At 50.7% G+C, this 19779-nt stretch carries 16 protein-coding genes; all 16 read left to right on the top strand.

Annotated features, from left to right (window positions below; genetic code table 11):
• Window positions 1-7 precede the first annotated feature (7 nt).
• The 16 genes from MHFGQ_RS08790 (at window position 8) to MHFGQ_RS08715 (ending at window position 19721) form a co-directional block, all read left to right on the top strand.
• Window positions 8-2056 carry a sodium-translocating pyrophosphatase gene (locus MHFGQ_RS08790; RefSeq protein ID WP_106005134.1) on the top strand — a complete coding sequence of 683 codons (2049 nt, stop codon included), beginning with the start codon at window positions 8-10 and terminating at the stop codon, window positions 2054-2056.
• Between the two features lie 46 nt (window positions 2057-2102).
• On the top strand, window positions 2103-2876 hold the full coding sequence (locus MHFGQ_RS08785) for a fumarylacetoacetate hydrolase family protein (protein ID WP_106005133.1): 774 nt from the start codon (window positions 2103-2105) through the stop codon (window positions 2874-2876).
• Window positions 2877-3164: 288 nt separating this feature from the next.
• Complete coding sequence (locus MHFGQ_RS08780; protein WP_106005132.1) at window positions 3165-4193, top strand: LacI family DNA-binding transcriptional regulator; 1029 nt, start codon at window positions 3165-3167, stop codon at window positions 4191-4193.
• A 144-nt stretch (window positions 4194-4337) separates the two neighbouring features.
• Window positions 4338-5546, top strand: a complete 1209-nt coding sequence (locus MHFGQ_RS08775; protein WP_170066228.1) for an ABC transporter substrate-binding protein — start codon at window positions 4338-4340, stop codon at window positions 5544-5546.
• An 81-nt stretch (window positions 5547-5627) separates the two neighbouring features.
• The gene (locus tag MHFGQ_RS08770; protein WP_106005130.1) at window positions 5628-6500 is read left to right on the top strand and encodes a branched-chain amino acid ABC transporter permease; all 873 of its coding nucleotides are present in this window, start codon (window positions 5628-5630) and stop codon (window positions 6498-6500) included.
• A gap of 13 nt (window positions 6501-6513) precedes the next feature.
• Window positions 6514-7383, top strand: coding sequence for a branched-chain amino acid ABC transporter permease (locus MHFGQ_RS08765; RefSeq protein WP_170066227.1), 870 nt, complete (start codon window positions 6514-6516; stop codon window positions 7381-7383).
• Window positions 7380-8144, top strand: coding sequence for an ABC transporter ATP-binding protein (locus tag MHFGQ_RS08760; RefSeq protein WP_106005128.1), 765 nt, complete (start codon window positions 7380-7382; stop codon window positions 8142-8144). Before MHFGQ_RS08765 ends, MHFGQ_RS08760 begins: the two co-directional genes overlap by 4 nt.
• 1 nt (window position 8145) lies before the next feature.
• Window positions 8146-8880, top strand: coding sequence for an ABC transporter ATP-binding protein (locus MHFGQ_RS08755; protein WP_106005127.1), 735 nt, complete (start codon window positions 8146-8148; stop codon window positions 8878-8880).
• Between the two features lie 15 nt (window positions 8881-8895).
• Window positions 8896-9909, top strand: coding sequence for a uroporphyrinogen decarboxylase family protein (locus tag MHFGQ_RS08750; protein WP_170066226.1), 1014 nt, complete (start codon window positions 8896-8898; stop codon window positions 9907-9909).
• Window positions 9906-10994, top strand: coding sequence for a zinc-binding dehydrogenase (locus MHFGQ_RS08745; protein WP_106005125.1), 1089 nt, complete (start codon window positions 9906-9908; stop codon window positions 10992-10994). Before MHFGQ_RS08750 ends, MHFGQ_RS08745 begins: the two co-directional genes overlap by 4 nt.
• Window positions 10995-11026: 32 nt before the next feature.
• On the top strand, window positions 11027-12850 hold the full coding sequence (locus tag MHFGQ_RS08740) for an FAD-binding protein (protein WP_106005124.1): 1824 nt from the start codon (window positions 11027-11029) through the stop codon (window positions 12848-12850).
• Window positions 12851-13132: 282 nt separating this feature from the next.
• A complete protein-coding gene (locus MHFGQ_RS08735; RefSeq protein WP_106005123.1) occupies window positions 13133-14482 on the top strand; it encodes an NADH:flavin oxidoreductase in 1350 nt (449 codons plus the stop codon).
• A gap of 275 nt (window positions 14483-14757) precedes the next feature.
• Window positions 14758-15990, top strand: a complete 1233-nt coding sequence (locus tag MHFGQ_RS08730; RefSeq protein WP_106005122.1) for an ROK family transcriptional regulator — start codon at window positions 14758-14760, stop codon at window positions 15988-15990.
• 40 nt (window positions 15991-16030) lie between these two features.
• On the top strand, window positions 16031-17746 hold the full coding sequence (locus MHFGQ_RS08725) for a hypothetical protein (RefSeq protein WP_106005121.1): 1716 nt from the start codon (window positions 16031-16033) through the stop codon (window positions 17744-17746).
• Window positions 17747-17770: 24 nt separating this feature from the next.
• Window positions 17771-18196: a tripartite tricarboxylate transporter TctB family protein gene (locus tag MHFGQ_RS08720; RefSeq protein ID WP_106005120.1), complete on the top strand. Its 426-nt coding sequence runs from the start codon at window positions 17771-17773 to the stop codon at window positions 18194-18196.
• 16 nt (window positions 18197-18212) lie between these two features.
• A complete protein-coding gene (locus MHFGQ_RS08715) occupies window positions 18213-19721 on the top strand; it encodes a tripartite tricarboxylate transporter permease (RefSeq protein ID WP_106005119.1) in 1509 nt (502 codons plus the stop codon).
• Window positions 19722-19779: the final 58 nt, after the last annotated feature.

Genomic DNA, 19779 nt, shown 5'->3' with positions numbered 1-19779 from the left:
AATAAGAATGGAATTATTCCCCATTATACCGGCAGGCGGGATCCTGGCCCTGCTGGTAGCCCTCTACATGACCGGAAGTGTTTTAAAAGAAGACACCGGACCCAGGGAAATGCAGGCCATTGCCGCGGCCATCAGGGAAGGGGCCATGGCTTTCTTGAACCGCCAGTATCGCACCATTGCGGGCCTGGCCCTTATCGTAGCCGTGCTCCTGGCCCTCCTCACACGCCAGTACCACACAGCCGTCGCCTTTATTACCGGAGCCTTTGCCTCGGCCTTATCAGGTTATATCGGCATGTACGTGGCAGTCAACGCCAACCTGCGGGTGGCCGCCGGGGCGCGTAATAGCCTCAATAAAGCCCTGACTGTTGCCTTCCGCGGCGGTGCCGTTACGGGTCTGGCCGTTACCGCCCTTTCCCTCCTGGGGGTCACCTCCCTCTTCTACGCCTTTGGTGGGGCCACCAATCCCACCCGGGCTCCCCTCGATATTGTCGGCTTTGGCTTTGGTGCCAGCTTTGTCGCCCTTTTTGCCCAGCTGGGCGGTGGTATTTACACCAAGGCTGCCGACGTAGGGGCCGATTTAGTGGGTAAAGTAGAAGCCGGCATACCCGAAGACGATCCGCGCAATCCGGCCGTCATCGCTGACCTGGTGGGTGACAACGTCGGTGACTGCGCCGGCCGTGGTGCCGACCTGTTTGAATCTACGGCGGCAGAAAATATAGGAGCCATGATCCTGGGCATCGCCCTGGTGCCGGTCTTCGGGGTCAAAGGCATTATCTTTCCCCTGGTAGCCCGCGCGGCAGGGATTATTGCCTCTATAATCGGCATGTTTTTCGTCAGGGCCGAAGAAAACCAGGACCCCATGGCCGCTTTAAACCGGGGTTATATCGTTACCAGTATCCTGGCTATAATCTTTCTCTATCCTATCAGTCGCTATATGTTGAGTGGCCCGGGGGTTAACTTCATCTATTTTTACGGCGCCGGGATCATCGGAATTGTTTTGAGCTTCATCTTTGTCCTCATTACCCAGTACTATACTTCCTACGACTACCGTCCGGTCAAGGAGATCGCCCGTGCCTCTATAACCGGCCCGGCGACGAACATCATCTCCGGTGTAGCTGTGGGCTTTGAGAGTACGGCGCTGCCCGTCGTCTTTATTTCCCTGGCCATCCTGGGTGCTTACTGGCTGGGACTGAAAAGCGGCCTTCCCGGTGGCGGCCTCTATGGCACCGCCGTGGCAACCATGGGTATGCTCAGCACGGCGGCCTACATCCTGGCCATGGATACCTATGGTCCCATTACCGATAACGCCGGCGGCATTGTCGAAATGTCCGGCGCTCCGGAAGAAGTCCGGCTGCGCACCGACCGTCTGGATGCCTCCGGCAATACCACCAAGGCCCTGACCAAGGGTTATGCCATCGGCAGTGCCGCCCTGGCGACCTTCCTCCTCTTCTCGGCCTATATCGACGAAGTCAAAATAGCCCTGAATATCAAAGGCAATTTCCCCGTGGATATCGGCAAACCCGAAGTCTTTGTCGGCGCCTTCATCGCCGCCATGATGGTCCTGCTGTTCAGCTCAACCGCCATCCGTGCTGTTGGCAACGCCGCCCAGTACGTCATCCTGGAAGTCCGGCGCCAGTTTAAAGAGATTCCGGGTATTATGGAAGGTACGGCCAAGCCGGAGTATGGCGCCTGCGTGGACATAGTCACCAGGGGAGCCCTGAAGGAAATGGTCCTGCCGGGCCTGATAGTCGTCATTACTCCTATTATTGTCGGCCTGGTGCTGAAGGCCGAGGCTGCCGCTGCCTTTCTCATGGTAGGGACCATCACCGGCGTCATCGTGGCCCTCTTCCTGAACAACGGCGGCGGCGCCTGGGATAATGCCAAGAAGTACATCGAGCTGGGCAACTACGGCGGCAAGGGTTCGGAGGCCCATAAAGCTGGGGTTGTCGGCGACACCGTTGGTGATCCCTTTAAAGATACCGCTGGGCCGTCCCTGCACGTCCTGGTAAAACTTATCAGTACCATCACCCTGGTCCTGGCACGCTTGTTTATTTAAAGTTTATTTAAAGTGTGTTAATCTACCCATAAAGGAGAGAGAAAAAATGGGCACTTTTTTAAGGTTCAAGGTGAGTGAAGACCAAATATACCAGGGGATATTAGAAGATGACAGGGTATTCCCTATAGAGGGCGATATTTATACCCGTTGGACAATTGGTAAACAGGGCTTACCTCTCGATGCTATAAAAATTTTAGCACCATGTATTCCGAGTAAAGTTATCTGTGTAGGAACCAATTATCGGTCCGTTCTGGCCGCAAAAGGGCAGGCCGTTCCGCCGGAACCGGTCATTTTCCTTAAGCCCCCATCTGCTATTATCGGCCCCGGAGAAGAAATTATTTACCCTGGTGGGGTGGAAAAGCTGGGGTATGAGGTTGAATTGGCAGTGGTAATAAAAGACAAGGTAAAAGCTATACGTGCCGAAGAAGCATTAAACCATGTACTGGGTTATACAATAGCCAATGATATTACCGCTAAAGATTTTATGACTGGAGGACCATGGACCAAAGCAAAAAGTTATGATACCTTTTTGCCCCTTGGACCATGGATTGTGTCAGGGTTAGATCCGGATAATTTACACATTATGATGCGCGTTAATGGAAAAATAACTCAAGATGCCAATACCAATGATATGGTTTTTAAAGTTACCGACATTATTGCCTACGTTTCAAATATCATGACTCTGATGCCCGGCGATGTAATTATTACAGGAACACCTCCCGGAGCCGGCCTTTTGCAGCCTGGTGTTATAGTAGAGGCCAGCATTGAAGGAATCGGTACTTTGGTTAACAAAGTAGTCTTACAAAACCAAGAAAATTAAAGAGGACATGATTATATAAACAGGCCGCGACATCCTACAGGAGTGGCCTAGCTTATGGTCTGATAAATACAGCCCTGGGCATTGCTTATTAGCATTCCCGGGGCTGATGATCTAATTGAAGGCTATTTTAGTCTTTGTTAAACTTATGAACTTTGCGCGGGTATGTATGTCCTAAACTTAAAAACTTTTTAGGGTTATAGCAGGAATTATACAAAAAACGGCGAAATAGAATCTACAAACGATTGCACAATGGATTGCACAAAGGTTTGCAGCAAAGGAAGCTCGAGCATGGTCAATATCAAAGAAGTTGCCGAGAGGGCCGGGGTTTCGCCCAGCACCGTTTCCCGGGCCTTAAGCGGCCGGGTGGCGGTCAGCCCGGAAACGAAAGAAAAAGTCATGCGCGCCGTACGTGAGCTTAACTACCAGCCTAATGCCCTGGCCAAGGGTTTGAAAGAAGGGCGCTCCAGGACCATCGGCCTGATCATTCCCAATGTACGGAATTTGGTTTTCCCGGCGGCCATCAAAGGGATAACCGATGTGGCCAAAAAGTATGGCTATACCGTTATCCTGTGCAATACCGACGAAGATATAGAAACAGAGAAGGCCTATGTCGACAACCTGCGCAAGAGGCTGGTCGACGGCCTGATCTTTTCCACAGCCACGGCCGCCAGCACCCACATTTTGGAACTCAAAGAGCAGGGTTTTCCGGTAGTACTCATGATCCGCCACCTGGAAGACAAGGTGGATGCCGTCATAGTCGACAACTTCCGGGGCGGCTATGAAGCCACTAAATTCCTCATCGAGCGCGGTTACCGGCGTATCGCTTTTGTCAACGGCACTTTAGAGCTGGACCTTTACCGCCAGCGTTTCGCCGGATACCAGGCGGCCCTTGCGGAGGCCGGTATAGCCTATAACGAGGACCTGGTTGTTCACGGTACTCGGGACTGGGAAGATGGTTACCGGGCCATTCTCACTATCCTGGAGCGGGGCCAGCGGCCGGATGCCGTATTTGCCGCCAGCGATCCCAAGGCCCTGGGGGTTATCAAAGCTCTAAAGGCAAAGGGTCTGCGGGTACCGGACGATATTGCCGTCATGGGTTATGACAACCTGGACATGTCAGAACTAATGGACCCTCCCCTAACCACGATGGCCCAGCCCTTTTACGAGGTTGGCCAGAGGGCGGCGGAGCGGTTGATCAAGTTGATTAACAGCAAGCGGAAAAATAAACCTGTGGTTGAAAGGCTACCAGCCCAATTACTGGTGCGATCTTCGGTAGATTATGGACTGGCCGGCCAGGTTATTGCTACTGGCAAATAACACAGCCATCCTCTCTGTGAATGCTGGAGTATAGGTGTGGCTTTGAAAGGGGGTGTAAGTAGGGAGACAGCCAATCTGAAGGTATTTTCTCGGATAATGCATGAAAACCAAAAGCAAAAAGAAAAAAATGGAGGTACTGAAGGCATGAAAAAGTTAGTCTTGTCTTTCATGGTTCTTGTCCTGGTTTTCTTGGTGACTGCCTGCGGCCAGGGCACTTCTGCCAAGGGCAAGAGCCAGGCAGGCGGCGGAGAAAACCAGGCAAGTTCCAGTGAGGTAATTGTCATCGGCAACCTGCAGGATTTAAGTTCTACCACCTCGGTCTGGGGCAAGATGGTTACCAATGGTGCCCAGCTGGCCATCGACAAGATCAATAAAGAGGGCGGCATCAATGGTAAAAAACTGAAGCTTGTTACCTATGATACCAAAAATGACGTCCAGGAGGCAATCAACGCCTACAACCGCCTGGCTACCCAGGATAAAGCCGTGGCCATAATCGGCCCGCCGGTCAGCAATATTGGAATTGCCCTGGCACCTATTGCCGAAAACGCTAAAGTGGCTATTCTCGGAAGTTTTATTGACGAGAGGGCGACAACGAAAAACGACGGTAAACCATGGGCCTATAATTTCTTGATCCAGCCTAGTAGCGTCCAACAGGCCGAGATAGTCGCCAGTTATACCTTGGAAAAACTGAATTTGAAAAAAGTAGGGGTTCTGTACAACCAGGCCAATGCATATTCTGTATCTCTTGCCAAACCTTTTATTGACTACATTAAGAGCCATGGCGGGCAGATAGTATCCGAACAAATGTACAAGACGGGTGATAAAGATTTCAAAACCCAGCTGGCGGCAATTCAAGCGGCCGGGGCCGAAACTATTTATATCCCCAACTATATCCAGGAAGACGTCCTGGCAGTACAGCAGGCACGGCAGATAGGCATCAACGTCCCCATAACCGGCGGCCTGGATTTTGCCCCGCCCTTTGCCAGCCTGGCCGGCGAGGCCGCCAATGACATTTATTTCCCCAACAATATCGCCGCGGAAGATCCGCAGATCAAGGAGGTGGCGGCCGCTTACAAGACAGCCTATAATGACGAACCTCTGAATAAGGTTTTCATCGGCTATGACAGCATCCTGGTCATTGCCGACGCCATTAAGCGGGCCGGTGCACCTGACCCGGTCAAGGTACGGGACGCCATGGAACAGACAAAGGACGTCAAGGGAACAACGGGCAATATCAGCATATCTCCCAATACCCATCGTCCCTATGGCCTTTCTATGGTGATGATTAAAATTGAAAAGGGCCAGTATATCACCAAAGAGCGTTATATTACCAAGGAACAGCAGCAGCAATAATATGGAGGGATGCCGGGACGGGTATAGGTCTGCGGAGCCGTCCCGGCCATCCCGTAAAGGATCTTAAAGGAGCGGCAAATTATGACGGCACAATTGATAATTAACGGCATTTCCCTGGGTGCGGTATATGCTTTGATCGCCGTGGGGTTTGCCATAATATTCAATATATTGAAGTTCAGCAATTTCGCCCACGGTGGTTTCATGACCGTAACAGCCTACGTAGGTTTCCTGGCCACAAGGTTCTGGCATACATCGCTGCTCTGGACCCTGCTTATCGCTTCCCTGGCAGGGGGGATGCTGGGGATTATAGCAGAATTAGTTGCCTTCCGCCGTATTCGCAATAATAAAGGTCCTGTGATCTACTATTTCGTATCTTCTATCACCCTGGGCATGCTGCTGGAGAACCTGATGACTATCTTTTTCAGCACCAACTTTTATGCTTATCCTAATTTCTTCCCTGTGGCCACAGTGAAAGTGGGTCGGCTACTGCTGGGTGTCCCGGAACTTATCATGTTCTGCATCTCATCCTTAGCCTTGATAATCCTGGCGGTGCTGATTTACAGGACCAAGCTGGGAACCGCCCTGCGTTCCGTTTCCTATGACGTCGATACTTCCGGTTTGATGGGTATCAATGTCCTCAGAATTATCCAGCTGGCTTTTTTCCTGGCGGGTTTCCTCGGCGGAATCAGCGGCGTCTTTTTAGGCATCAGTTATACCCTCTATCCCCAACTCGGCCAATTGGTGGTCAAGGGTTTTATCGCATCAGTGATTGGTGGCCTGGGCAGTCTGCCCGGGGCGGTTATCGGCGCCTTTCTTTTAGGAATAATTGAGATTTTACTTATCCGGCTGGTCGGTTCGGGTATATCACCCGTGTTCATCTTCGTCATTATGCTACTTTTTCTCCTGGTGCGGCCGCGGGGTATTGCTGGCAGCCATATCCAGGAAAAAGCTTGATAGGGGTATGGCCATGGAACTTTTAGCTTCAGTGCTAACCTTTACAGCTATCAATGTAGTAGCCGTGACCGGCGTCTTCATTCTTACAGGGTTAACCGGCCTCTTTTCTTTGGGCCAGGGGGCTTTTATGGGTATTGGCGCCTATGTGGCCGGGTTGATGGCTGTGAAATATAATTTTTCCTTTCCTTTGGCGGCAGGCGGAGCCGTTGTTGTTGGCCTGATAGCAGCCGTGATAGTTGGCTTGCCAACCATCAGGTTACGCCGGGACTACATCTCCCTGGTAACCTTCGGCTTTGGCGAAGCCATAGCCGCCCTCCTCAACCAGTCAGTAAATATTACCGGCGGCGCCATGGGACTCTCCGGCATTCCCAAGCAGACGACGCTTCTCTTAGCAGTAACTTCAGCCGTGATCTGCCTGTTCCTGGTCTGGGGTTTTAAATGTTCGCGCTACGGCCGCCAGTGCCTGGCCTTACGAAGTGATGAACTGGCGGCCAGGTCCATGGGCATCAATGTCAACCAGGTAAAAATGGTGGCCTTCCTTTTATCGGCGGCTATTACAACCTATGCCGGCGTCCTTTATGGATTTTATACGACCTATGTCGAGCCGGTGATGTTCGGCTGGACCAAATCGGCCGAATGGATTATTATGGTGTTTTTCGGCGGCATCAACAGCCTGACCGGGGCCGTCGTCGCCAGCGCCCTGCTTACAGGTTTGCCGGAAATCTTACGGGCCGCAGCCGAGTGGCGCATCGTCGCCTACTGCGTGATTGTCTTATTAATCCTGAACTTTAAACCTACCGGTTTATTCGGTGAGTATGAAATCTCCCTCCTGTCCCTGCTACGGCGCCGGGGAAACAGGATAAGGGAGGGTGAGGGGTCGTGAATATTTTAGAAGTCAAAGGGCTTAACAAAAGGTTCGGCGGCGTCCAGGCGGTTGCGGATTTTTACCTCGACCTGCCGGAAAAGGGTATCGTAGGCATTATCGGGCCCAACGGGGCCGGCAAGACGACGATTTTTAATGTTATCTCCGGCGTTTATAAGGCCGATAGCGGCCGGGTGCTGCTGGCGGGCCGGGATATTACCAATCTGGAACAGCATAGAATAGCCGAAGCCGGGCTGGGCCGCACTTTTCAAAACATCCGCCTCTTCCGCGGCCTGAGCGTGGCGGAAAACGTCATGACAGCTATCGACCCCCTGACGAAGTATAATATTTTTTCCGCCCTCCTGTCGCTGCCGGGGAAATTTCGTGCCGAGCGGGAAGCCCGTGAAAAAGCCTTACACTACCTGGAAGTGGTGGATTTAATTGCTTACAAAGACTGGCGGCCGGAGAACCTACCTTACGGCCTCCAGCGTCGCCTGGAGATTGCCCGGGCCCTGGCGACCGGTCCCAGAGTATTGCTGTTGGATGAGCCAGCGGCAGGATTGAATCCCAAAGAAGTTATCGATCTGATTGAGCTCATCGCCAGGCTTAATAGGGATTTAGGTCTGGCCATCCTCCTGATTGAACACCGGATGGAGGTAGTAATGCAGCTCTGCCAGTACATTTATGTCCAGAATTTCGGTAGGACCCTGGCCAGCGGGCCACCGGCTGCCATTCAATGCAATGAAGAGGTCATCAAGGCCTACCTGGGGGACGAGGAATGAGATGTTGACGATTAAAAACTTGAGCGCCGGCTACGGGGCGATTATGGCCCTGCACGAGGTCAACCTTGAAGTTAAGCAGGGTCAGATTGTCAGTATAATCGGGGCCAACGGCGCCGGCAAAAGCACCCTTTTAAATACCATTGCCGGTCTGGTGCGACCGCGCCGGGGTTCGATCCTTTTTATGGGGGAAGAGTTGCCGCGGCAGCCCCACCTGGTGGTCAGGCGGGGGATAGTCCAGGTGCCGGAAGGCAGAAAAGTCTTCGCCGGCCTGACGGTGAAGGAAAACCTGCTGATGGGCGGTTACCGGCTTAACGGCCGGGAAGCGGCCAGGAATTTAGAACATATATTTACTTTGTTTCCGGTCCTCAAAGAACGCCAAAACCAGTACGCCGGCACTTTAAGCGGCGGCGAACAGCAGATGCTGGCCGTAGGGCGGGGCTTGATGTCCAACCCCAAAGTTATGCTTTTTGATGAACCTTCCCTGGGCCTGGCCCCACTGGTGGTCAACACCATTTTTAATATTATCAGCCGTATCCGGGAGGAAGGGGTTACCGTCCTGCTGGTGGAGCAAAATGCCCGCAAAGCCCTGGCCCTATGCGATCACGCCTATGTTTTAGAAAACGGCAGGATTACCATGAACGGGCCGGGCAGGGAATTGCTGGCCGATCCCCGTATTCGCAATGCTTATCTGGGCGAGCGGGTAGAGCCCCGGGTGGACAGCAAGAGGAGCAGATGAAAGAAGGGAGTAATTGTGGGTGGATTTTTTAACAGGGATAAAATTCCTTTCGTCCCTGTGGTGTATGAACATGCCGCCGCCTTAATCGGGGTAACGCCTTCAAAAATGGCCAGGAGCGCGGAACTGATCGTGAAAGGACAGCTCAGGGCTTATGAGCTGTACGGCCATGACCTGATTACGGTCGGCATAGATATCTATAACGTCGAAGCCGAAGCCCTGGGCTGCCCGGTGCAGTATTTCGACGACGAAGCCATTCCGGCCATTGCCGGCCCCATCGTTTCCTGCCCAGCCGACCTGGCCCGCCTGAGGGTACCCGATCCGGAACATGACGGTCGCCTGCCTTTACTCCTGGACGCCGCCAGCCGGGTGAGGGAGGTTATCGGCAGTGAGGTGGCCGTAGGCGCCGCTATGGTGGGACCATTTACCCTGGCCGCCCTGCTCCGGGGTTATGAAAACTTTATATTAGATTTGTTGACCGCACCGGACTTTGCCGGCGCCCTGCTGGATTTTGCCGCCGAAGTAGGCCTGGCAGTAGGCACGGCCATGATTAAACGGGGGCTAAGTATATCGATTAACGAATCCTGGATCACGCCGCCTTTGCTTTCGCCGGAACTCTACCAGCGCTTTGCTTTTCCCCGGGAAAAAGGGTTAATTGCTTCCTTAAAGGCCGCCGGGGCCGCCAGCGTTGGTTTAATTAGCGGCGGCAACACTACCCCCATTGTCGACTGGCTGGTGCAGACAGGTTCCTCCATTCTCATGGCCGACTACGGCACCGACCTGGTGGCCTATAAAGCAAAGGCCCGGGCGGCAGGTATCGTCCTGCGGGGCAGCATCCAGGCACGGGTAGTGGAAACAGGTCCCAAAGAGCTGATTGCTGCTCAGGCCAGGGAAGTCCTGGCTAAAGGAGCACCTGGCGGCGGGTTTATCCTGGGATGCGGCGTTGTCCCCTACGGAGCCCCGCCGGAAAACGTGCTCTACCTGAAACAAGTACTGGCAGCATACATGGCAGAACACGGGGGAATAGCATGAAAGCTCAAGCCTATGTTTTAGAAGCGTTTAATGAACCTCTGACGGCACGGGAAATAAACATTCCCAACCTGGAGCCGGGGCAGGTGCTGGTAAAAATAAAAGCCGCCGGTATCTGCGGCTCTGACCTGCACATCTGGCAGGGAGAGGACCCGCGCGTCAAGTTACCTATGATTTTGGGCCACGAAGGCGTTGGCGAGGTGGCCGCCATTAAAGGAAAAAAGCTAACGGTAGAAGGTGAAGAACTGAAGGAGGGCGACCTTATTTTCTGGAACCGGGGTGTTTCCTGCGGCCACTGCTACTACTGCGCCGTGTTGCGGGAACCGTCTTTATGCCCCAACCGGGTCGTCCAGGGGATTAATATTGCCACTACCGAACCGCCGTATTTAAACGGATGTTATGCCGAATATATCATTCTGCAACCCGGCGCGGACATATTCCGGGTGCCGGTGGGGGTTGACCCCGCGGTGCTGGTGGCGGCCTCCTGTTCAGGGGCTACAGCGGCCCACGGCTTCGACCTGGTGCGACCCGAACCTGGCGACACGGTGGTTGTTATCGGACCCGGGCCTTTAGGCCTGTTTGCCGTAGCCTTTGCCCGGGCCTATGGAGCAACTACAGTCATCGTGAGCGGTGGCTCTAAAACACGCCTGGAAATGGGACAGCAATTCGGGGCCACTGTTACCCTGGACCGCCATGAAGTTCAGGATGAGGAGCGGCGGCAGGTAATCCTGGACCTGACCCACGGCCGCGGCGCCGATCTGGTCGTCGAGGCTGCGGGCAATGCTGCAGCTTTGCTGGAAGCCATTACCCTGGTGCGACCTGGGGGGGCGGTCCTTAGCATGGGTTTTGGCCAGCCGGGAGGGACCTTCGCCTTTGACGGTTACCAGCACCTGGCCCGGCGCAATATCCGTTTACAGGGGGTGTGGGTCAGCGACACCCGCCATGTTTACCGGGCCATGGCCATGATCCTGGCGCAGCCTGAACTTTTTGCCCGGATGATTACCCACCGTTTCCCGCTGGCCCGGGTTAATGAAGCATTAGAGGTGATGGCCTGTAAAGAAGCCGTGAAAGCAGTACTTATGCCATAAATATTGACCTTGTAGTTAGGAGCAGGAATAAGATGGAACATTATAATTGCGATGTCCTGGTTATCGGCGGCGGCGGGGCAGCCCTGCGGGCGGCCATCGCCGCCCAGGAGTATAACCCTGATTTAAAGGTAGTCCTGGCCACAAAGGGGAGGCTGGGCAGGAGCGGGGTGACGGCCACGGCCTGCTCCGATCGCATGGCCTTCCACGCAACCTTACCCCATACCCCGCCGGGGGGGCCAGACGCGTGGCGCTACCATGCCGAAGATATTTACCGCCTCGGCGGCCTGGTCTCCGACTGGGATCTGGCCGTAACGTTAGCCCGGGAAGCTGAAGCTGCATTTAACTACCTTGATGCCCTGGGTGTTCCTTTCGTGAAAGAAGGGGGAAAGGCCCGCCAGTTTGTAACCGATGGCTCCGACTTCCCCCGGGCCTGCTATACTGGCCCCAAGACGGCTATTCATATTGAAGAAGCCCTGGTGGAGCGTTTGCGCCAGTTGCCGGTACAGGTCCTGAATTTTACCATGGTCGCCCGGTTAATTACCAGCCAGGGAAGGGTAACCGGCGCCCTGGCCCTGGATACCCGCCAGCACCATGACCCGACTGCCGCCCTGAAAGTTATCTCCGCAAGGACGGTCATCCTGGCCACCGGCGGTGCGGGCCAGGTTTACCGGACCAATGTTTTTCCCGGCGGCATGACCGGTGACGGCTACGCCCTGGCCTACGCCGCCGGCGCCGAACTTGTCAACATGGAATTTATCCAGATCGGCCTGGCCTCCCTGAAGACAAAATTAAATTGTTCGGGAAGCATGCTGCGCGCCCTGCCCCGCCTGGTTAACGACCGGGGCGAAGAATTCCTGGGACGCTATTTCCCGCCGGGTACCCCGCCCAGGGTGGTAATGAACCTGCTATTCCGCAAGGGAGCAAGCTGGCCGGTTACCTACGAGCATCCCACCCACATCATTGATGTGGCCGTCTACCAGGAAATCGCTGCCGGGCGTAGGGTCTACCTGGACTACAGCCGGAACCCGGCCGGATTCCAATGGGACGAACTGGTGGAAGAAAATCGCCGGCGTTATTATAGCGAAATTACGGTCGACCTGGGGACGGAAAGGCGCCTGGCCAGCCCTTTACAGCGCTTGAAGGAAATTAATCCCGAAAGTATCGCCTGGCTAAAGGAGCGAGGGCTGGCCCTGGAAGCCGGCGTCATGATTGAGGTGGCGCCCTGCATCCAGCACTTCCAGGGCGGGGTGAAAATCAGTCAGGCCGGCAGGACGGCTGTTGCCGGCCTGTATGCCGCCGGCGAGGTGGCCGGCGGCCAGCACGGGGCCAACAGGCCGGGGGGCAACGCCCTGCTGGACGGCCAGGTCTTCGGGCGCCTGGCCGGGGAAGAGGCTGCCAGAGAAGCCGTCAGCGTACCCCCTGTAGAAGTGCCGGCGGCCGAGATTGAGGGATTTCTTGCCCGGATGCAGAATATGCTTGATAAAGGCGACATACCGGCCGGGGAGTTGCGGCGGAGGTTGCAGGATCTGATGAACCGGGCGGCCAGCGTGGTGAGGACAGAGGAGGGGCTGCGGCTGGGCCTGGAAAAGCTATCCGCGCTGCAGAAAATGGCGCAGCGGGTCGACGAGCACGGCCTGGCCTACGCCCTGGAGAACGAAAACATGCTGCTGGTGGCGGAAATGATCCTGCGGACGGCCCTGCAGCGGGATGAGAGCCGCGGCCCCCATCTGCGTTTTCTTAAAGCAACCGATGTTACCCCGGTATCCCGCCGGGACCCGGAATGGCAGCGCTACCTGGTCATCAGCCGTAAGGACGGGCAAATGGTGTTGACAGTGCGCGAGCCAGTGCGGCCTTAGGAAAAAATTTACCCTGCTTTTGCCTGCCGGCAGGGATTCATAATTACCAGGATGTGCCATTAAATTATACTTTACTAAACTATAGTTCATAAGACGGAGTGGGATCGGAGTGGGTATGGAGATGGTCCGGTTAACTACTTAAGTCATATTTAACCGCCTCTCCAATTGTCTTTGTTTGGATCACCTGAGCGAAGCGCTTCATTATCAATGGCGGTCGCAACACGATCCTGTTCCATCCAAACGAAACAAGAAGAACCTGATTCATAATAAGGAGATGGCTTTATGGCTCCTTTCAGTAAATTTAACTTCAAAAACCTTATGCAGTTAAAAGAAAAGATAGCCGAACTAAATCTGGATATAGAACTCACCGAAGATTTGCGTCCCCTGGCCCGACGGGCAAAGATCGGCGGCCGGGAGTTGCCCAATTCCCTGGCCGTCCATCCTATGGAAGGATGTGACGGCAGCGAAGACGGCAGCCCGTCCGAACTGACATTCCGCCGCTACCGGCGCTTTGCCCGGGGGGGAGCGGGTTTACTCTGGTTCGAGGCTACCGCCGTCGTCCCAGAGGGCCGTGCCAACCCGCGGCAGCTTTATATCAACCGCAGCAACGTCCATACCTTTAAGGAGCTCCTGGAAACGGCCCGGCGGGAAGCTGGAGACAGCATGGGGGCCGGCCACCGTCCCCTGTGCATCCTGCAGTTAACCCATTCCGGCCGCTACAGCAAGCCTTACGGCAAGCCGCAGCCGGTAATCGCTTACCATGACCCTCATTTAGACGCCAGGGCCGGGGTTTCTCCTGACCAGGAAGCAATTACCGACGCTGAACTGGAACAGCTGCAGGATAAATATGTGGAAGCAGCCCTGCTGGCGCAAGAGGCCGGCTTTGACGGGGTAGACATCAAGTCCTGCCACCGCTACCTTTTGTCGGAACTGCTGGCCGCTCATACCCGCGCAGGCAGGTATGGCGGCGATTTTAACAACCGCACGCGTTTTCTCCTGGAAACAATTGAAAAGGTACGGGCCAGAACAGGCAATGACTTTATCCTGGCCGTTAGGTTAAACGCCTACGACGCCCATCCCTATCCCTACGGCTGGGGCGTTGATCCTGAAGATTATACCCGCGCCGACCTTTCCGAACCCATCCGGCTTGTGCGCCTCCTCAAGGAGAAGGGGGTAACACTGGTCAGCATTTCTGCCGGCAATCCGTATTATACAAACCCGGAAGTCACCCGCCCCTTTGATACTCCGCCCAAGGGGGCGGGCCTGCCGGCGGAGCATCCCCTGGAGAGCGTCGCTCGGCTTTTTAAGATTACCCGGGAGATACAGGAAGCCGAACCGGGACTGGCCGTGGTCGGCAGCGGCTACAGCTGGCTGCGGCAGTTTTTCGGCCACGCGGCGGCCGCCAATATCGCCCGCGGCGCGGCAACCCTGGCCGGTGCCGGCAGGCTTGCCTTTGCCTATCCCGATTTCGCCCGGGACCTGCTCACCAATGGTCAGCTGGATGAGCGCCGGGTCTGCATTGCCTGCAGCCGCTGCACCCAGATTATGCGCGACGGCGGCAGGACCGGCTGCGTCGTAAGGGATGGGGAGGTATATATGACGATTTATAAAGAATTATCTTCTGCTTCATAAATAAAGATAGGTCGAGAGCATCTATTTATATTAAAGCGGAACTGCTACCAGTTCCGCTTTTTTAATGACGGACCTTATACTCTCAAAACTGTTGGGTAAAGCTAAAAATTTTTTTAGTAAGCAGGAAAATAAAAATTAGCGTCGAACTTAATAAAACGAGTTAAAAAAGTAAGTTATAATAACAATGTATATCGGGATAATATCGGGATATAAAAGCCCAAAAATCCCTATAAAAATTAAAAAGCTTAATAAAGGCTAGGAACGAGGTACCACTTGTGAACAGAGAGACAGGCAATCTCGAGTACGTAAAAAGATTGAACCGCGTCAACGTCTTAAATATTATTCGAGAAAATAAAAGTGTTTCTCGGCAGCAGTTGGCCAAACTTACCGGTCTTACTCCTGCAGCGATTAGTGGTATCGTACGGGAACTTGTAGCAATGGGATTTATTCAAGAAACGGGTCTAGGCAAGTCCAGCGGTGGACGCCGCCCGGTTAAATTGCAGTTTAATCCAGAAGCAGGATATGTGGTGGGTGCAGAAATTACGCGTAAAAAAACTACCATGGGAATAGTTGATTTGCAGGCAAAACCGGTTGTAGTAAATGAGGCTCAAATTGATATGACTGAACCTGAAACAGGATTAGCCACTTTGGCGAAAGAAATTGAGCAGTTGATTAGAACAACAGGTATTCCGGAAGGTAAAATATTGGCAGCCGGTTTTGCCGTTCCGGGCCTTCTTGATACCCGTACCAAGATTGTTAAGCGTTCTCCCAATCTTGGTGAGCAATGGCATAATATCCCGGTACAGGCAACGTTAGAGAAATACTTCCATGTCCCGCTTTTTGTAGAACACAACTCCAATGCTGCCGCATTGGCCGAACATACTTTAGGTAGAGGGAAAAATAACCATAATTTGTTATATATTAATTTGGGCGAAGGTTTCAGTGCGGGAATCATTATGAATGGAGAGATTATTTACGGTTATAGCGGTCATGCCGGCGAGATGGGACATTTAGTGATAATGGAAGACGGACCTCTATGTAATTGTGGCAACCGGGGTTGTCTGGAAAGTTTGTATGCAGTACCGGCCATAGTGCGTAAAGCCAATAATGAACTATATCTTTGTCCAGATAAAGACCCCTTGAAACAAATTTGGCTCGAAAAAGGCGAAGTAAATATTAAAGATATAATGGCCTGCGTCCGTGAAGCTGGTTCTTATGCCTGGCAGCTAATAAGGCAGGCAGGATGGTACATCGGTATTGGTATTGCATGTGCCATAAATTTTTATAACCCAGAGGCCATTTACCTTGGTGGTATTTTGGCAGGGGCCAAAGAGGTCCTTATGGAGTCACTTTTAGAAAGTGTTTACCGCCATGCCTTTCCGGCTATAGCCCGGGCTACACGAATTGAGATATCCGACCTCGGTAGCGACGCAGCTTTTTACGGTGCCTGCCTGGGGGCAATAAAGCAATTGTTTGATGTCGAAAGGGCGGAGATATTGAACCGCTAGGGAATTGTTTTAGGATTTATCTTGTTGGAGGGGTAAATAAATGGTTGCTCATTATAACGTGCGCGCATTAGAAATCCATGATCGTGTATGGGATCAAGAACACATAAAAGAAGTCCTAAATTTTATGAGCCGTAACAATCTCAACGTTCTAGTCTTACACGCTAATAACATAATTGATGAAGTAGTATGGCCAGCTAGATATTACGGTGTTAAAACACCCGGTAACTTATATGAGAATTACAGGATAATTTTTAAAGAGTTGTATAGATATTCCGCTCGAAGACGTTATATGCCCCTTCAACGGCGTGATTTTTTACGATGGGTTATTAGTAAAGCAAAAGGAAGGGGTATCAAGGTATATCTGGAAAATAAAGAACTTTGGTTTCCGGATATTGTTGAGACAATTCATCCTGAATTAAGGAAAAAAGGTTATCTATGCTGCAGTGAAATGTTTTGGTGGGAATTCCTGCGTACTAAATATGAAGAATTATTTGCTGACCTTTCGGGGTTAGATGGTATTATTACATCTCCTGGGAGCAGAGAAAGCAAGCTATCGATAAGTAGTAATCGCTGTACATGTAAAAGATGTCAAAATCTAAACGCTTCCGAATGGTACTATAACCTTATAATGAGTATTTACGAACCTACAAAAAATGCCGGTAAAGAGCTTGTTGTTCGCGATTTTGTATTTGATCCCCAGTCTCATGCCAGTTTAGCTGAGGCGATGGAACGGTTACCGGAGGACATAATCTTTTCTTTAAAAAATACACCACATGATTTTTATCCTACATTTCCCAATAACCCCCAGTTAGGACGAATAAAGAGGCAAAAAATATGGATTGAATACGATGTAATGGGCCAGTATTTTGGCTGGGGCATAGCCCCTAGTATTATGGTACGGGATATCGCTCGAAGACTGGCTTACGGCCGGGAAAAAGGGGCCAGTGGTATTTTGATACGTACTGATTGGGAGGGTCTTCCCGGACATTCTTGTTTCGATACGGCTAACATAATTAATTTATATGCGGCAGCCATGTTTTCCGAAAATATTTCCACGAGGATCAAAGACGTATATTATCGCTGGCTAATTGATCAAGGTTTCCTAGAAGAAAAACTGTCTGCAGAACAAGAAGAGATATGTATGGATTGGATTATGGGGATTTTTGAATCAACATGGGACATTGTCCGGAAGACCCTTTTTATAAACGATTGTGTTTTTAGTGACAGCAGTACTTTTCCAGTAAGTATAGAACATGCTTTTTGGCTTGCTGAGGAAAAGAATAGCCTGCGCGATTGGGATATTACTAAAGCTGAGGCTCTAAATCCCACAAAAGAGAATGTCCAAAAAATATTAGATGAAAAAGATGAAGCTTGGAAGCAATATGAAAAGATTAAGGAACAATTGTTTCTTGCAAACAGGGGGTTGGTGAATAATATCTATGAAAAATTAAAAAGGGAGTTTGAGATTTATGGTTTGTATATAAGGGGCTTTCAACTTATGGGGAAAATCGCGATTTTAACCCGTTATCTTAGTCACCCTGGAAATAAAGATGAATTATTTTATAATCATGCCCATACTATGCTTGTTGAAAATTTGCACCAACTGAAACTCTATATTAACCAACTTATAGATTTTAATAATAGAGAAACAGTTTCTTATCCGGTTTTCGCGTTGCTTAATCCAGAAAGGGCCATTGTGTTTTTTGAAGATGTATCTTCCAGGATCAAAAATGAATACCTCATTAAAGCTCATTAAATTTAATGAAAGGTGGTGAACACATTGGTAGACACAATATTTACGATGGTAATTTTAGTGCTTAGTATAATTTATTTGTTTATGACTAGGGATTTAAAGATAGGCACATTAACCCACCCGGGGTCAGGCTTTTTACCGCTTATTGCGGGTAGTGGTGCTGCAATAACATCTTTTATTATCCTGGTATCTAGACTTAAAGAAAACCTTGCAAGAAAAGACACACATATTGACATAAATTGGAAAAAATTTGGTGCCTTTTTTGCCGGTTTAATTATTTATGTATTTGCTTTAAAGATTTTAGGTTATGAGATTGCGACATTTGCCATAATGCTGTACTTGTTTAAAGTATGCGGTGTGAAGGGATGGGTTGCACCAGTAGTTATTGCCCTGGGAATTTCTTTTGGGTTCTATTACATTTTCTCAACTTTATTAGGTGTTACTTTACCTTGATGAAGGGGGCGATATCTTGTCGACTTTATCAATGATAGCCCATGGATTCAGTGTTAGCTTGACTATCCAAAATCTCATAGCATGTATAATTGGTGTAATTATTGGCACCTTGACAGGAGTTCTTCCCGGTCTGGGAGTTACGGGTGCAATAGCTTTACTTTTGCCTCTTAGTTATGGTATGGATGCAACGTCTGCCTTAATCATGTTTGCAGGTATTTATTATGGAGCTATGTATGGAGGATCGACCACTTCTATTCTCGTTAATTTACCTGGAGAAGCAGCTTCGGTTATTACTGCTATCGATGGACATGCCATGGCGAAAAAAGGCCGGGCGGGAGCAGCTTTGGCTATTGCTGCGATTGGTTCCTTTGTGGCAGGGACTTTAGGGCTCATTGGCTTAACCCTTTTTGCCCCTCCACTAGCTAAAGCAGCTCTGGCTTTCGGACCACCTGAATTTTTTGCTATAGCAATATTAGGGCTAATAATACTTAGTAATTTAACTGGAACATCGGTTTTAAAATCTATTTTAATGGTGTTCGTAGGGATAATGCTAGGAACAATCGGGACAGATACAATTGCCGGGGTTAATCGATTTACTTTCAATATAGACGAATTACAAAGAGGAATAGACTTTGCTGTTTTAGCAATGGGCATTTTTGGAATACCGGAAGTTATTTCTGCAATTACTGAGCCATCTCAGGACGCCATCATTCAGAAAGTGAGATTTCGGGAGCTTTATCCAAATAAAGAAGAAATAAAACGCTCATTAGCTCCAATGTTCCGTGGGGGAGTAGTTGGCTTTCTTTGCGGTTTAATACCCGGACCATCAGCCACTATCTCTACCTTTCTGTCCTATGCTTTAGAAAAAAGATGGAGCAAACACCCTGAAGAATTTGGAAAAGGTGCTGTGGAAGGTGTAGCGGGACCGGAGTCTGCTAATAATGCAGCCACATCGGCTACAATGATCCCTCTTCTATCATTAGGTTTACCCTTTGCTCCTCCTTCAGCGCTATTACTGACAGGTTTTATAATTCATGGTATCACTCCAGGACCAACATTAATAACCCAATATCCATCTATATTTTGGGGTCTAATAGCAAGTATGTATATTGGCAATATCTTATTATTAATTATTAATCTGCCGTTAGTAGGTGTTTTTGCCTCACTCTTAAAGACGCCAATTCAAATATTGATGCCTGTCATTACTATAATAACTTTAACTGGTGCTTATGCTGTTAATAATAGTCTTTTTGATTTATGGCTGTTAATCCTGTTTGGAGTAACAGGATATTTTATGAAAAAAGGAGGGTATGAACCTGCACCTTTAGCAATAGGACTTGTTTTGGGACCTACTTTAGAAAGGGGGTTGACACAAGGACTAATCATGGGAGATGGTAATTTATTGTACTTCTTTATACGACCTATATCCGGTACAATTCTTGTCATCACTTTATTGATCTTGAGTTTCATTGTCGTTAGATGGCTAGGAATAACATTAAAAAAGAGAACTGCGGAGGTGAAATAAATATATGTAAACATAGCTCAACGTTATCCTCTGGAAATAGTTAAACAATAATCAATAA

Source organism: Moorella humiferrea (assembly GCF_039233145.1).
Taxonomy (GTDB): domain Bacteria; phylum Bacillota; class DSM-521; order Neomoorellales; family Neomoorellaceae; genus Neomoorella; species Neomoorella humiferrea.
Note: the sequence above shows the minus strand (reverse complement) of the source record. Positions and strands in the feature narration are given on the sequence as shown.

Coding starts and splice junctions, on each gene's coding strand:
- MHFGQ_RS08765 (WP_170066227.1), top strand. CDS start 6,514: ATGGAACTTTTAGCTTCAGTGCTAACCTTTACAGCTATCAATGTAGTA.
- MHFGQ_RS08775 (WP_170066228.1), top strand. CDS start 4,338: ATGAAAAAGTTAGTCTTGTCTTTCATGGTTCTTGTCCTGGTTTTCTTG.
- MHFGQ_RS08785 (WP_106005133.1), top strand. CDS start 2,103: ATGGGCACTTTTTTAAGGTTCAAGGTGAGTGAAGACCAAATATACCAG.
- MHFGQ_RS08755 (WP_106005127.1), top strand. CDS start 8,146: ATGTTGACGATTAAAAACTTGAGCGCCGGCTACGGGGCGATTATGGCC.
- MHFGQ_RS08740 (WP_106005124.1), top strand. CDS start 11,027: ATGGAACATTATAATTGCGATGTCCTGGTTATCGGCGGCGGCGGGGCA.
- MHFGQ_RS08790 (WP_106005134.1), top strand. CDS start 8: ATGGAATTATTCCCCATTATACCGGCAGGCGGGATCCTGGCCCTGCTG.
- MHFGQ_RS08725 (WP_106005121.1), top strand. CDS start 16,031: ATGGTTGCTCATTATAACGTGCGCGCATTAGAAATCCATGATCGTGTA.
- MHFGQ_RS08745 (WP_106005125.1), top strand. CDS start 9,906: ATGAAAGCTCAAGCCTATGTTTTAGAAGCGTTTAATGAACCTCTGACG.
- MHFGQ_RS08780 (WP_106005132.1), top strand. CDS start 3,165: ATGGTCAATATCAAAGAAGTTGCCGAGAGGGCCGGGGTTTCGCCCAGC.
- MHFGQ_RS08735 (WP_106005123.1), top strand. CDS start 13,133: ATGGCTCCTTTCAGTAAATTTAACTTCAAAAACCTTATGCAGTTAAAA.
- MHFGQ_RS08770 (WP_106005130.1), top strand. CDS start 5,628: ATGACGGCACAATTGATAATTAACGGCATTTCCCTGGGTGCGGTATAT.